The organism is Bremerella cremea, from assembly GCF_039541315.1.
In the GTDB taxonomy this organism is placed as follows: domain Bacteria; phylum Planctomycetota; class Planctomycetia; order Pirellulales; family Pirellulaceae; genus Bremerella; species Bremerella cremea.
In genome coordinates this window covers 1,169,260-1,182,407 of record NZ_BAABFZ010000003.1, presented here as the reverse complement: position 1 = coordinate 1,182,407, position 13,148 = coordinate 1,169,260, and the positions used below count along the sequence as shown (strand labels likewise).

At 57.2% G+C, this 13,148-nt stretch carries 10 protein-coding genes; 3 read left to right on the top strand and 7 right to left on the bottom strand.

Annotation, left to right across the window (positions count from 1 at the left end):
* Position 1: 1 nt before the first annotated feature.
* The 3 genes from ruvX to ABD890_RS07065 are packed head-to-tail and all read right to left on the bottom strand — an operon-like array spanning position 2 to position 2,972.
* Complete coding sequence (gene ruvX, locus ABD890_RS07075; protein ID WP_345087285.1) at positions 2-478, bottom strand: Holliday junction resolvase RuvX; 477 nt, start codon at positions 476-478, stop codon at positions 2-4.
* 12 nt (positions 479-490) lie between these two features.
* Positions 491-1,567 (bottom strand): mannose-1-phosphate guanylyltransferase, encoded by a 1,077-nt coding sequence (locus ABD890_RS07070; RefSeq protein ID WP_345087283.1) that lies wholly within the window; start codon positions 1,565-1,567, stop codon positions 491-493.
* A gap of 10 nt (positions 1,568-1,577) precedes the next feature.
* Positions 1,578-2,972, bottom strand: a complete 1,395-nt coding sequence (locus tag ABD890_RS07065; protein ID WP_345087281.1) for a UTP--glucose-1-phosphate uridylyltransferase — start codon at positions 2,970-2,972, stop codon at positions 1,578-1,580.
* 275 nt (positions 2,973-3,247) lie between these two features.
* Here ABD890_RS07065 and ABD890_RS07060 point away from each other — a divergent pair, with 275 nt between their 5' ends.
* Positions 3,248-3,745 (top strand): hypothetical protein, encoded by a 498-nt coding sequence (locus ABD890_RS07060; protein ID WP_345087279.1) that lies wholly within the window; start codon positions 3,248-3,250, stop codon positions 3,743-3,745.
* A 47-nt stretch (positions 3,746-3,792) separates the two neighbouring features.
* On the top strand, positions 3,793-4,335 hold the full coding sequence (locus ABD890_RS07055) for a hypothetical protein (protein WP_345087277.1): 543 nt from the start codon (positions 3,793-3,795) through the stop codon (positions 4,333-4,335).
* 15 nt (positions 4,336-4,350) lie between these two features.
* Here ABD890_RS07055 and ABD890_RS07050 read toward each other — a convergent pair whose 3' ends face one another.
* The 4 genes from ABD890_RS07050 to secA all read right to left on the bottom strand — a co-directional run bounded on the left by ABD890_RS07050 (position 4,351) and on the right by secA (position 11,881).
* The gene (locus ABD890_RS07050; RefSeq protein WP_345087275.1) at positions 4,351-5,280 is read right to left on the bottom strand and encodes a hypothetical protein; all 930 of its coding nucleotides are present in this window, start codon (positions 5,278-5,280) and stop codon (positions 4,351-4,353) included.
* A 100-nt stretch (positions 5,281-5,380) separates the two neighbouring features.
* The gene (gene metK, locus ABD890_RS07045) at positions 5,381-6,556 is read right to left on the bottom strand and encodes a methionine adenosyltransferase (protein WP_345087273.1); all 1,176 of its coding nucleotides are present in this window, start codon (positions 6,554-6,556) and stop codon (positions 5,381-5,383) included.
* 225 nt (positions 6,557-6,781) lie between these two features.
* Entirely contained in the window at positions 6,782-8,095 is a 1,314-nt protein-coding gene (locus ABD890_RS07040) for a 3-deoxy-D-manno-octulosonic acid transferase (protein WP_345087271.1), read from the bottom strand.
* Between the two features lie 78 nt (positions 8,096-8,173).
* Positions 8,174-11,881 (bottom strand): preprotein translocase subunit SecA, encoded by a 3,708-nt coding sequence (gene secA, locus ABD890_RS07035; RefSeq protein ID WP_345087269.1) that lies wholly within the window; start codon positions 11,879-11,881, stop codon positions 8,174-8,176.
* A gap of 421 nt (positions 11,882-12,302) precedes the next feature.
* Here secA and ABD890_RS07030 point away from each other — a divergent pair, with 421 nt between their 5' ends.
* Positions 12,303-13,136, top strand: a complete 834-nt coding sequence (locus tag ABD890_RS07030; RefSeq protein ID WP_345087267.1) for an MBL fold metallo-hydrolase — start codon at positions 12,303-12,305, stop codon at positions 13,134-13,136.
* The last annotated feature ends 12 nt before the right edge of the window (positions 13,137-13,148 follow it).

Sequence of the window (13,148 nt, the reverse complement as noted above, 5' to 3'; positions counted from 1 at the left end):
ATTAATCTTCCAGGCCTGAGACGCTGCCGAGGGCTCGCTCGGGGTTTTCCAGGAATGCGGTGAGAAGAATCTGGGCCGAGAGCATGTCGAGCCGAGCCTTGCGACGTTTCTTCGTCAGACCTGCTCCCTGGAGCAAGTCTTTGGCCATGCTCGTGGTGAAGCGTTCGTCGTAAAAGGTCACCGGCACGCCGGTCGTCTCGAAGAGCCACTTGCCAAACTGGCGAGCCTCGAACGACTTCTGGCTTTCGTCGCCGCTCATGTGCACCGGCAAGCCGACAACGAACATGACGACCCGTTCGAGCTCGGCAAGTTCCTTGAAGTACTGAGCGTCTTTAGAAGGACTGCGGCGGTTGTAGTTTTCCAGCGGACTCGACAAGACGCGTTCCGGATCGGTGATGGCAATACCAATCCGAACCGTGCCGTAGTCGACCGCGGCGATGCGTCCTTTGTCTGGAATCGAGGGAAGCTGGTTGCTCATGCGTGATCGACGTTACAGGTAACGCCGCAGTTCCCCAGACTGAAGCTTCTTGACGACTTCGCGGATGTCTTCTTCCCGCGACTTGTCGGCAACCAAGGTTGCGTCCGGGGTATGGACAATGATCAACTCGTCGGTACCCAGCGTCACGATCAAGTGGCCATCTTCACCCCGGACAATGCAGCCATTCGAGTCGATCGCCAGGACTTCGCCGAGGTGCGTGTTGCCTGCTTCGTCTTGCCCGTGCAGGCGAGCCATGCTCTGCCAGTTGCCAACGTCGTCCCAGTTGAAGGGGGCTTCGACAACGACGATCTTCTCGTGATGTTCCATCACGGCGTAGTCGATCGACTTGCCTTGGATCGCCTCGAATTCCTGATCGAACACTTCCGCTTGCTGCGGTGTGCCCCAGGCATCGGCAATCTTCTGCAAGTGATCAAGCATTTCTGGTTCGTGCTTTTTGAGGGCATCGAGAACCGTCTTGGCTTTCCAGATGAAGATACCGGCGTTCCAGTAGAAGTTGCCCGAGTCGAAGTATTCCTGAGCGACTTCCCCCTTCGGCTTTTCGCGGAAGCGAGCAACCTCAAACGCCTTGATGCCGGTGGCATCCAGCGGCTTGCCTCGTTCGATGTAGCCGAACGTTTCCGCCGCGTAGGTTGGCGTGATGCCGAAGGTGACGATCGTTTCAGGATCGGCTTCCACCAGGTTGGCGGCGGCCTGAATCGATTCGCGGTAGACCGATTCGGGCGAGATGACGTGATCGGACGGCATCACGACCATCGTCGCGTCGGGGTCATTCTTTAGAACCAGCAGCGCGGCAAGGCCAATGCAGGGCGCGGTGTCGCGTTTGTAAGGTTCACCCACGATCGAATTGGGAGGGATCTGCGGCAACTGTTCCGCGATCGGTTCGACCAGATGCTGAGCCGTGAAAATATAAAGCCGCTCGGGACTGACCAGGTCACCCATGCGCGAACAGGTGGCCTGGATCATCGACGCTTCTCCGGTCATGCGGAGAAGCTGTTTCGGTTGAGCGTTGCGACTGGCAGGCCAGAATCGCGTGCCGGATCCTCCGGCCATCACAATTGCGTGCAGCATGATGCGTTCCTTACGCTTCGATGAGATTCGCTTGTGCCAACTCTGGCTGGGCGGCTAGTTTCGCTTTCAATTGGCCCGCATCCAATGCGGCCAGCGGGCTGATTTCGACCTGGCGGTTGGCTGGGCAATCGACTCCGCATTCGGTCAGCCATCCGCGATAAACAGCACACAAAGCTTCTTTGGCGGCCTGCGGTGTGTCGGAAGGGGCACCATCGGCATTCTTCACCGGGGCAAACCTTTGAGCCGGATCGACTTCGACGACCATGGGTGCGTTGGCTTGCGGAAGCAGGTCGAAGATGAATCGCTCGAACTTGATCGCGTTCGGTTCCGTTGGCGAAACGACGTCGCCGGCCGGGCTGACGAACGGGACCTTCTTGATCGCCTTATGCCACGGCAAGCTACCGGCGAGGGTTGACATCCGTTCCAGGAACGATGTCTTCACGCCATGCACGGCAATGTTGCCGGCCCAATGCTTCAGCGTACCATCTTCGATCGTTTCCGCTGCTTGCTCGGCGGGGAGTTCGCTGTACTCGACCAGTTGCAGTTGACCATCGAGTTCAGCCAGGATGCCGAGCTTTTCTTCCGGCAGCTTCTTCGAGACAACCTGCGTCGACATTTCGCTCTCGGCCAGGTGATGCAGACCGAGGAATTCTGGTTCGCCCACGTCGGCCAGGGGATTATCGACCTGGAAGTAATAGATCTGTTCGATGCCGCGCTGTTTCATGTCGGACAGGCAGCCGCTTTTAACCAAAGCGTCGAGCATGCCGCCGTGCCCATCCGGGCTGAGGGCCAAGGCGTCTGGCTCAGCCAGCAGAAGCTGTTTGGTTTCCAAGTCGATCGCCGGCATCGTTCCCTGGCAGAAGATGTGCAGGTCTTCCTTGGGCAGGCCGAAGCGGTCGTGTTGCTCGAGAAACTCGATCGTTTCTTCATGCGTTGCCGGGCTGGTCATCAGGTACAGCGGAATCGGTTTGCCATAACGGCGGCTGCGGGCGACGATCTTTTCCAGGTGTATCTGGAACAGCGTTTTGCCGGAAACGGGACCAATCGGGAACATCCCCTTCGGGTGCTCGAAACCGAGTCGCGAGCCTTGGCCGCCGGCGACCAGCAGGGCTGCGACTTTGCCTTCGCTGAGAAGTTTCTCGCCCACTTCCCGGGCCTCGGCCAGTTTGGCACTGTTCTGGTCCTTCAGGCGAACGGCTTTCGGGGGATGAAGCTTGGTATAGTCGCGCGGCGATTCGGCGTTGTCGCCACCACTGGTAAGTTCCGGCAGCTCTTGAAGGTCGACTTGCTGAAGCTGGGAAGCCAGCTTCGCCGCGGTCCCTTCATCACATACTGCCAGATACTGTGCCATTTCAGTTTGGCCAGCGGCGTTGAGTTGATCAATCAGTTCCTGTTGCGACGCCATGTTGCTCTCCGAGATTCGTTGGGCTTCTATCGCATGTCCGCGAGACATGGTTTAGGGCTGCACGTCATTATTGGAAACGTGCAAAGACTTACAAGGGACGCAGGGCACATCACGCGCCGAAACTTCCTCAAGTGGCCGACATCGTGATATTCTTCGTGGAAAATTCGTGAAATGACATCTGAAATCAAGATAAATGGATGGTAGACGAACGACATGATAGAATCGCGGCCACCTCGTGCCTGGCTACCTCCTCACTCATTCGCAGGAATTCGATCGTGTCTCAGGTCAATGACGATCCGTTCAAGTCGCCCACGGCATCCCAGCAAATGCATCGCCCGCCGGGCGAAGGAAACTCTGGTTTAATTCTGGCGGTCGCCATTATCAACTATGTTTTCGGTGGACTTCAGCTCGCGTGTGGTGCGTGCACAATTATCTTCGGGGCCGGCTTTTCGCAAATGATGATTGCCGTCGCCAACGAAGACCCCAACTTCAATGCCGAAGGCAAAGCGGCGATGGGGTTAATCACCGTCTTCGTGATCGCCTTTGGCGTCGTCACGGCGCTGCTCGGCTTGCCGGTGATCTTGGCGGGCTACGGTGTGCAGTGTCGCCGCGAATGGGGACGCATCTTATCGATCGTTCTGGCCGTGATCGCTGCTTTCTTTGGAGTCGTGAGCCTGGTCGGGATGAGCCCGATCTGTCTCGTGTATGGCGGCTATGCGATCTTCACGCTGATCGTTTTGTTGAACTCGGATAACGCTCGCATGTTTCGATAACGACGAGCCTTGCTGATGCCGGTCGGCTGCGGGAAGGGAGATGGTTCATGAATGACGATGCGGAATCGATTCACGAATCCGAACTTGTTCCGGCCGTGCTGGTCGATGACCCTAAACCGCTGAATCTGCAGATCCGAGTTCGACCTGCACCGACGCGCAAGAGAACGGCGGCGACCTTTCCGGAAGGGCACATCTTTCTTGGGACCATCATCTGCTATGCGATCGGAATGTTTCAGATCATCGCATCGGTGCTGATGATCTCGGTGGTTCGTCAGATCATTGCGGTCTCGTACCGGCCGATTGATCCGACTCGGGCCGCCACCGTTCAGGGAACCTATGTCGCGTTATGCGTCTGTGGATTTCTGATGCTGCTGGTAGGCATTGGCCTGCGAGAGCCGGGAGCTGCCTATCCCTTTTGGGGACGCATTCTGGGGCTGGCTCAGGGCGTCGCGGCGTTTGGCTTCGCGTGCTATGTCAGCAATCCGGCACTGCTCGTTCCGGCAGTGCTGGGAATGCTGGTGTTCGCTGCGATTCATCTCGAGCAAAAGGATCTGCGGCGCAAAGCGATGCTGCAGAATCAACCGCGATAGGAAACTGCCGCGAGCCTAGCAGGCTTCACGCATCTTCTTTTCCGTATCGATCGGGCAGAAGGCCATGAATTCGAAAACGGGAAGGGCTTCGACGGTCGAGGCGTCGCGTAGCTTCAAGTCGAAGCGAACGCCGTTGGAAAGAACCTGACCCGGCTTGATCTGAACCTCAGGCCCTTCCAGTTGATGCAGTTCGACATGAGGCACTGCCGGCAGAGGAGGGCAGAAGCCGACATGCAAATAGGCATGGCGTTGCCCAGGTGTGAAGGTTGCCCGAACAAGGCCATGGATCTGTTCCTGGCCGAACTCGACTCCACGCGTCAATTGTTGGGTGACGTTGAGTGGCAGGTCGAGCGATTCTTCTTCCAAAGCTTCTTCGACGGGCTCTTCCGCTTCCAGCGAAGCAACGTGCAGGACAGGTGCGGCCGGTTCTGGCGTTGGTTCCATGGCAGGTTCGGTCGCTGCCGGAGCTTCTTCCGCGACGGTTTCTGTTTTCGTTTGCAGCTTCTCGGTTGCTGCTTGGAGCCAAGGCGAGATCTTGTCGCCATAGAGCGTCGAAACAAACAGCGATAACGTGATGCCCTCTTGGGCGAGTGCGGCAAACCAAAGCAGGAAGGTGGCGTAAGCCGTGATTGGTTGGAAAGTCACCGAGCGAGCCAACAAGATCGCACAGCAAAACGGAGCGACTCCGATCAGGGCATGGAACTTGTCGCCCAGGTCTTTCGGGGCCGCGACCAGCCAGGCGGCGCGGATCGAAGCACACCACGCTGCGGTCAGCAAGGTAATTGCCAGGGCAGGGCCGCTCGATAGAAAGCCCAGTCCTTCGGTCGACAAACGAATGCCACAAGCGACCAGCGAAACGGTGGCTAGCAAGGCGGTACCACCGACTGCCAGCGAAAGGCAAATCCCACGAAGCTCGGGCGAAACGGGGGTGTTGTGGCGTTCCATGCCGAAAATTTCCTGCTGCAATGCGCAAAAAAAGGGTTCCTGTCGCGAAGTGTGACAGGAACCCAAAATTCTCGCAATGCGGAATCGGCTACGGAAAGTACTAAGCCGAAACGGTGACGCCAGCCAGCTTTGCCAGCTCTTCCGCCTTGTCGGTTGCTTCCCATGGGAATTCATCGCGACCGAAGTGACCACCTGCCGCGGTAGCGCGGAAGATTGGTCGACGCAGGTCGAGGTATTCGATGATGCCGCCAGGGCTGAGTGGGAAGGTTTCCTTGACGATTTCGGCGATCTTTTCGTCGTCGACCTTACCGGTACCGAAGGTGTCGATATGGACGCTGACCGGATCGGTCACGCCGATGGCGTAAGCCAACTGAACTTCGCAGCGTTCGGCCAAGCCGGCAGCGACGATGTTTTTGGCAACGTAGCGGCCCATGTAAGCGGCACTACGGTCGACCTTGGTCGAGTCCTTGCCACTGAAAGCACCACCACCGTGACGGCCCCAGCCGCCGTAGGTGTCGACGATGATCTTACGACCAGTCAGGCCGCAGTCGCCCATGGGGCCACCAACGACGAACTTGCCGGTTGGGTTGATGTGATAGACGATGTCGTCGTCCAGAAATTCTTCTGGCAAGCAAGGCTTAACGACCTTCTCGATGACGAAATCGCGGATCGTGGCGTTGTCGACCTCGGCCGAGTGCTGAGTCGAAACAACGACGGTGTGAATACCGATTGGGCGATCGCCATCGAATTCGACGGTGACTTGGCTCTTGCTGTCCGGACGAAGCCAGTTGACTTCACCGTTCTGGCGAGCTTCGGTCAGGCGATTGAGGATGCGGTGCGACAGAGCGACCGGCAGCGGCATCAGTTCCGGGGTGTGGTTACAAGCGTAGCCAAACATCAGGCCCTGGTCGCCAGCGCCAATTTCCTTCCCCTTGGCCGAGTCATCGTTCACGCCTTGAGCGATGTCTGGGCTTTGACGGTCCAGGGTCACCATGACGGCACACGTATCAGCATTGAAGCCCATGTCGTCGCTGGTGTAACCGATGTCACGAATGACCTGGCGGATGACGTCCTGATAGTCGATACGAGCCTGGGTGGTGATTTCACCAGCAACAATTGCCACACCGGTGGTGACCATCGTTTCGCAGGCCACGCGGCTGTAAGGGTCTTGAGCGAGCAAAGCGTCCAAGATGCCGTCCGAAATCTGATCGGCCATCTTGTCTGGGTGACCCATGCTGACCGATTCGCTAGTGAACAAATACTTTCCGGAAGCCACCGATAAATTCTCCTGAGATACAGGGCAGCGCTGCTGCGCGGGGAGGAATGGATACGCCAACACTTCGTCTCAGACCATTGGCGAATAGGGCATTATAGGGACAAGAGAAGATAGCGAACAACCGGGTAAATCCGCTGAAACGTGCTTACTGGAAAGCAATTTCCCGTGGGTGAGACCAGTTCCCGCTGGGAGGTGTGGTTACAGTCGTTCTGGCGAGGCCAGCGACTAGGCTGCCGTGCGAAATTTGACGATCGTTGGACGCTCGAGCAAAGGCATCAGGCCTTGCACAGTTCTCTCGGTTGCGCCTTGTTGCGCGAGGACCACATCGCGGGCCCGAGCCCCTTGATTGTGACGCCAACCTTCGTCTGTCGCAGCCTTTACGACAAACGACGCCAAAGACTGTGCGTCTTCGACCACGGTCAACGCTTCCGCAGACCGAAGCCGCTCGACGACATCTTTGAAGTTCCAGGTGTTGGGGCCAACCGCGACGGCCGCTCCGTAGGCTGCCGGTTCGATCATGTTCTGACCGCCTCGATTGCCTAAACTACCACCGACGAACGCAATGTCGGCCAGACCCCACCAGGCCGAAAGTTCCCCCACGCTATCGACCAACAGGATCGAAGTTTCGTGCGACGCGGGAACAGAAAGTTGACTGCGGCGGGCGAAGGTCTCGCGGCTCACTTCCAAGAGCTGAGCAACTTCATCGAAGCGATGGGGGTGCCGCGGAACCAAAAGCAGCTTCAGGTTAGGGAGCTGCTGCCGAGCTGATTGATAGGCCTGAAGGATTGTTGGCTCTTCGCCATTCTGCGTGCTGCCGGCCAGCCAGACGAGGTCGCCAGGGCGAAGGCCGGCCAGTTCCCGAAACTGATTGGTCTGAGGATTGTTGCGGTCGGGCGTGATGCCATCGAATTTGATCGATCCTGTGACCTGGACGCGATCGACGTCGGCTCCCAGTTCGCAGAACCGCAGGGCATACGATTGATCCTGGGCACCGATCCAGTCGAGTCGTTTCAAGAGTGGTCGGACGAGCCACGAAAGCTTTCGATAGCCACGATGGCTCTTTTCGCTAAGGCGACCATTCACGACGGCGATCTTGGCGCCGTGACGGTTGGCGAAACGAATCAGGTTCGGCCACATCTCGAGTTCGACCAACAGAACCGCGTCGGGTTGAATGCGACGATAGGCTTGGTCTACCGCCCATGAGAAATCGAGCGGAGCATAGCTGACCGTGTGGTCGGCGTACTTGGTCAGGGCCAGGTCAAAGCCAGCCTTGGTGGTCGTGGTGATATGAAACGTGGTGTCGGCATGTTGCTTCTGAAGCTCCGCGATCAAGGGAGCCAGCAAGTTGACTTCGCCTACGCTGACGGCGTGCAGCCAGAGGTGCTGCGGCGAGTCTTCATGACGCGACGGAACGCGTCCCAGGAACTTCTGAGTGAAGCCTTCACGGTACTTACCCTTGGTGAATGCAGCCCACAGCAAATACGGAGAAAGGGCGGCAATCAGGCAGAGGTAAGTCAGATTCAGTAGCCAGGTGAGCATGGGATCCGTCCCGAAATTGCCACACTTCGCATGGAACCTCGTCCCGCGGTTGGGACGAGGAAAGTTGCCCTGCTGGGCTTACGTTGCCGAGTCCTGCTTCATACAGCAGGCCTTGTACTTCTTGCCGCTGCCACATGGACATGGATCGTTACGGCGGATCTTTTCGCCGACGTTTCGAATCGGAGCGGTCACTTCGACTTCGCCTTGCGTGTTCGAGATGGCCTGCTCTTGTTCGCGAGCCATATCTCCCAAGCCAGCTACCGAGTCGTGACGTGCTTCCGATTCCTTCCAGGTCGAGCTGACAAACTCTTCATTCAAGTTTTCAACCTTGAAGACCAGGTCGGTAACACGTTCGCCCACGCTGCGCCACATCTGCTCGAACAAACGCATACCTTCGCGTTTGAATTCAACCTTCGAGTCGACCTGGGCATAACCGACGAAGCTGACGGCCGAACGAAGATGGTCCATCGCCAGCAGGTGATCCTTCCAGGCGGTGTCGATCAGTTCGAGCAGGACGCTCCGTTCCATGCGGGTCATTTCTGGACGGTAACGCTCGTAAACTTCTCGCAGCAGGCGTGCTTCGAGTTGTTCTTTGTCGAGCTGTTCCAGTTCTTCTTCCGGAATGTCGGCCGAGATGTTGGTCTGGATCCAAGCCTTCAGCGACCCGAGCTTGCCGTTGCCACCGCTGATGACCGACAAGGTCTGGTCTTCCTGGTGGTCCTGGTAAAGCTGTTCCACTTTATCTTCGACAACACGCATCTTCTCGCGAGCGACGTTCTTGTGCTTCTCGCTGAGCGGGATGAGGAGCTGCTGAATTTCTTCTCGCTGCTTGCTCTTGAATTCCTCGGTGTCGAGTGGGGTCTCGAAGCGACTGCCGGCCCAGTTGAGCAGGCCTTCGCGATCGAGGCGAGCATGGCCGCCGCTCTTGTCGCTGAACTTGTACAGGCCAGTCAGAACCGGATAGACCGCTTCTTTGTGGTCGTAGACTTCGATCGCCTTCTGCTGGACCTGCTGGACAACGGCTGGGGTTGCCTTGTCGCGAAGTTGTTCGATGTCGATGTTGAAACCGAACTTGTAGTGGCACCAGTGATTCAGCGTGTTCAGGCCGAAGTCCTTATCCAGGAACTTCTCGCCATCGCTCAGGTCAATCTTGTCGATCGCTTCGTGGGCTTTGGCAACGAGGAACTCGTCGACCTGACCACGGCCGATCTTCTTCAGATCGCGATCGTTGAGGTTCAGCTTCCACATACCATTGGCGAAGCGAGCCATCGCGCCCCAGTTCCATTCCGACTCGTCTTCACTGTCGGGCAGGTTCTCGTCGATCGAAGCCATGATGTTCGATTCGGCGGCACGCTGGGCAACGTCCTTGGCATACGATTCGGCAGCGGGGAAGTCGAGGCCACGCAGGTCGCGGGTCTGCAGTTCGCAAGCCAGTTCGCTACCGGCCCACTTTGCGAACGTTTCGACGCCGAAGTCTTTTTCCATGAACATGCGAACGTGGTATTCGACCTGTTCGCCAACCATGTCCATGATCAGGTCACGGCTGTCGCCACCTTCCAGGATCAACTGGCGGAAGGTGTAAACACGCTTGCGTTGCTCGTCCATCACCTCGTCGTATTCGAGCAGGTTCTTACGAGCTTCGAAGTTTTGTTCTTCGCGCTTCTTCTGGGCACCCTCGATGCGACGCATGATCATTTTGCTTTCGATCGCGTCGCCCGGCTGCGGCCGCATGGCGGCCGGCATGCGTTGGATGAAGTTCTTCGCCCAGTCGCCAAAGTAGATTCGCATCAGATCGTCTTCCAGCGAGAGGAAGAACCGCGAGCTACCTGGGTCACCCTGACGACCACAACGACCGCGAAGCTGAAGGTCGATACGACGTGATTCGTGTCGTTCGGTACCGAGCACATGCAAGCCGCCCAGTTCCTTGACCTTCTTACCCATGGTCTTCATCTGTTCGCGCTGTTCGATCTCGCTGACCAGCGTGTCCCATTCTTCTTGCGGGACTTCCAGACGGGTTGGGTATTTATGCTGAAGCTGAGCCCATGCCATCGTTTCCGGGTTACCACCCAGGATAATGTCGGTACCACGACCTGCCATGTTGGTGGCGATGGTGACGGCGCCGATTCGACCGGCCTGGGCAACGATGTCGGCTTCGCGCTTGTGCTGCTTGGCATTGAGCAGGTCGTGCTTGATACCGCGTTTGTCGAGCAGTCGCGAAAGACGTTCGCTCTTTTCGATGCTGACAGTACCGACCAGGACAGGGCGGCCTTTGTATTGGATTGCTTTGATCTTGCTGCGATCGACCGAGGTCGGCTGCTTCTGACCCTTCGGGTGAATTTTAATCGAAGCGTCGGCTTCTTCCAGGATATCGCCCCACAGTTCGTCGCCGTTCTTGAACATGACGACGTCCCACTTGTTGGTGCGTTCAATCTCGTCGGCAACGGCTTCGTACTTCTCTTGCTCGGTCATGAAGATGACGTCGGTGTACGTGATGCGCTGCATGTGCCGATTGGTCGGAATGGCGATCACGTCCAGCTTATAGATCTTCCAGAGCTCGCCCGCTTCGGTCAAAGCGGTACCGGTCATACCCGAGAGCTTGTCGAACAGCTTGAAGAAGTTCTGCAGGGTGATCGTCGCGAGGGTCTGCGTCTCCTCTTTGATCTTCACGCCTTCTTTGGCTTCGACGGCCTGGTGCATACCGTCACTCCACTGACGGCCTTCCATCTTACGACCCGTGTGAACGTCGATGATGACGATCTTGCCATCTTCGACCACGTAGTCGACGTCGAGGTTGTACAGGTAATGGGCTCGCAGGGAGTTGTCGATCAGGTGCGGCCACTCCATGTTGCCCGAAGTGTAGAAGCTCTCGACCCCGGCCAGGCGTTCTGCTTCGCGAACACCATCTTCGGTCAGGTTGGTGGTGCGGTCTTTCTCGTTGACGACGAAGTGCAGGTCTTTCTTCAACGTCCGAGCGATGCGATCCGCGTCGCCATATTTGTCTTTGCTGACGTTAGCCGGACCGCTGATGATGAGCGGAGTTCGGGCTTCGTCGATCAGAATATTGTCGACTTCGTCGATGATGGCGTAATGCAAACGGCCTTGCGACTGTTGGTATTCTTTCGGGAAGCGATCGTCCCCGCGCGCGGCGCCCCGCATGTTATCGCGGAGATAATCGAAGCCAAATTCGTTGTTCGTACCGTAGGTGATATCGCAGTTATAGGCTTGCTGGCGGTCGCGAACCGACATGTCGTTCTGGATGGCGTTCACGGTCAGGCCCATGCCGCGATAAAGCGGTGCCATCCATTCCATATCGCGGCGAGCGAGATAATCGTTCACCGTCACGACGAAGACGCCTTTACCTTCCAGAGCGTTCAGGTACGCCGGAAGTGTAGCGACAAGCGTCTTACCTTCACCGGTGACCATTTCTGCCACGTTGCCGCGGTGCAGAACGATACCACCAATGAGCTGCACGTCGTAATGCCGCATCCCGAGGAAGCGTTTGCCTGCTTCTCGGCAGACAGCGAACGCTTCGACAAGGATGTCGTCGAGCGTTTCGCCCGAAGCGAGACGTTGCTTGAAGAGACGGGTCTGGTCACGAAGCTCTTCTTCCGAGAGGGCTTCGTACTTGGGTTCCAGTTCGTTGATGGCATCAACGAGCCCCTGTATCTTCTTGATATATCGGGCGTTAGAAGATCCGAAGGTCGACGTGATCAACCGTTCGAAGCCGCTAAGAAGACCGCCGAAAAAGAGGCTGATCTTTTCCCAAATCTGTTCCAAAATCTCCATCGCAGAATATCACCTGGGGTGGGGATGAAAAAAAGCACTAGCTGAGGCGAAACAAGACCTGATTTGTAGACACCGCCGCAACTGAATCGTGCGCGCAAACCCTTCCCATCTCGTAGATTATAGGGATTGTTGAAGGGGGTCAACCGCGCTTGGAGGCTGGTGCCTGCACAGCTTGCTACCATGATATTCGCTCGAGGATCACTCTCGCTTACCCATCTAGCGTAGATTTCGTGAAGTTTCGCGCTGCGAAATGGTGGTAAACAAGGTGGCAGTCTGGCGCCAGTCTCGGTTCCTTCTCTCTTAGAAGCATTTTGACACCACGAGGTTACGCTTGCGTTGGGCACGCGCCTGTCTGGGGGTTGCGTCGGCTGCTGCCATTTGCGATTCTCAGGCCAGCCAACGTCCACCCGAAAGACCTAGAATGAGCCAGTCGCCTCCTCCCAGTTCACCCAAGAAAGATATTGTCACGCGCGACATTGCTGGGCGGCTCCTGTTTCTTGGGACCGGAACTTCGATGGGAGTGCCAGTGGTTGGCTGTGGATGCGATGTCTGTCAGAGCACGAATCCCAAGAACAAACGCCTCCGCTGCAGCGTGATATTTGGCCTGCCGGGGGGGAACCTGCTGATCGACACGCCGCCAGATCTGCGGACGCAGCTTTTGAACAACGGGATTGGCATCATCCATGCCGTGGCATTTACGCACAGCCACGCCGATCACTTGTTCGGTCTTGATGACGTGCGGCTCTTTCAGTTCTATTTGGGGCACGCGGTTCCTATCTATTGCGAACCGAACGTCGACGCCAAGATTCGTAAGGTGTACGACTACGCCTTCAGCAACGAGGTCCAAACCCATATCGGGTCGCGGCCGGCGCTCGACATGCGAGAGATCGGGACGACTCCATTCGAAGCCCTTGGCAGCGAGATCATTCCGATTCGCCTGCAGCATGGGCCCAAGTTCGAGGTGCTCGGCTTTCGCGTTGGTAACGTTGCCTATTGCACCGACACCAACAAGATCCCGGATGAAAGCTGGGAGAAGTTGCAGGGGCTCGACGTCTTGGTACTCGATGCCCTGCGGCCAGACCCGCATCCGACTCACTTCTCGGTCGAAGAGGCGGTGGAAGCGGCGCAGAAGATCGGGGCGAAGCAAACCTACTTCACCCATATCTCTTGCCGACTGGAACACGAGCGAACCAATCATTGGTTGCCCGAAGGGATGGAACTCGCCTACGACGGACTCGAGATCCCGCTGACTTGATCGTTGCCGCTT

Bases quoted from the DNA above. Each gene is read 5' to 3' on its own strand.
- ruvX (WP_345087285.1), bottom strand. From the start codon at position 478: ATGAGCAACCAGCTTCCCTCGATTCCAGACAAAGGACGCATCGCCGCG.
- ABD890_RS07070 (WP_345087283.1), bottom strand. From the start codon at position 1,567: ATGCTGCACGCAATTGTGATGGCCGGAGGATCCGGCACGCGATTCTGG.
- ABD890_RS07065 (WP_345087281.1), bottom strand. From the start codon at position 2,972: ATGGCGTCGCAACAGGAACTGATTGATCAACTCAACGCCGCTGGCCAA.
- ABD890_RS07055 (WP_345087277.1), top strand. From the start codon at position 3,793: ATGAATGACGATGCGGAATCGATTCACGAATCCGAACTTGTTCCGGCC.
- ABD890_RS07050 (WP_345087275.1), bottom strand. From the start codon at position 5,280: ATGGAACGCCACAACACCCCCGTTTCGCCCGAGCTTCGTGGGATTTGC.
- ABD890_RS07040 (WP_345087271.1), bottom strand. From the start codon at position 8,095: ATGCTCACCTGGCTACTGAATCTGACTTACCTCTGCCTGATTGCCGCC.
- secA (WP_345087269.1), bottom strand. From the start codon at position 11,881: ATGGAGATTTTGGAACAGATTTGGGAAAAGATCAGCCTCTTTTTCGGC.
- ABD890_RS07030 (WP_345087267.1), top strand. From the start codon at position 12,303: ATGAGCCAGTCGCCTCCTCCCAGTTCACCCAAGAAAGATATTGTCACG.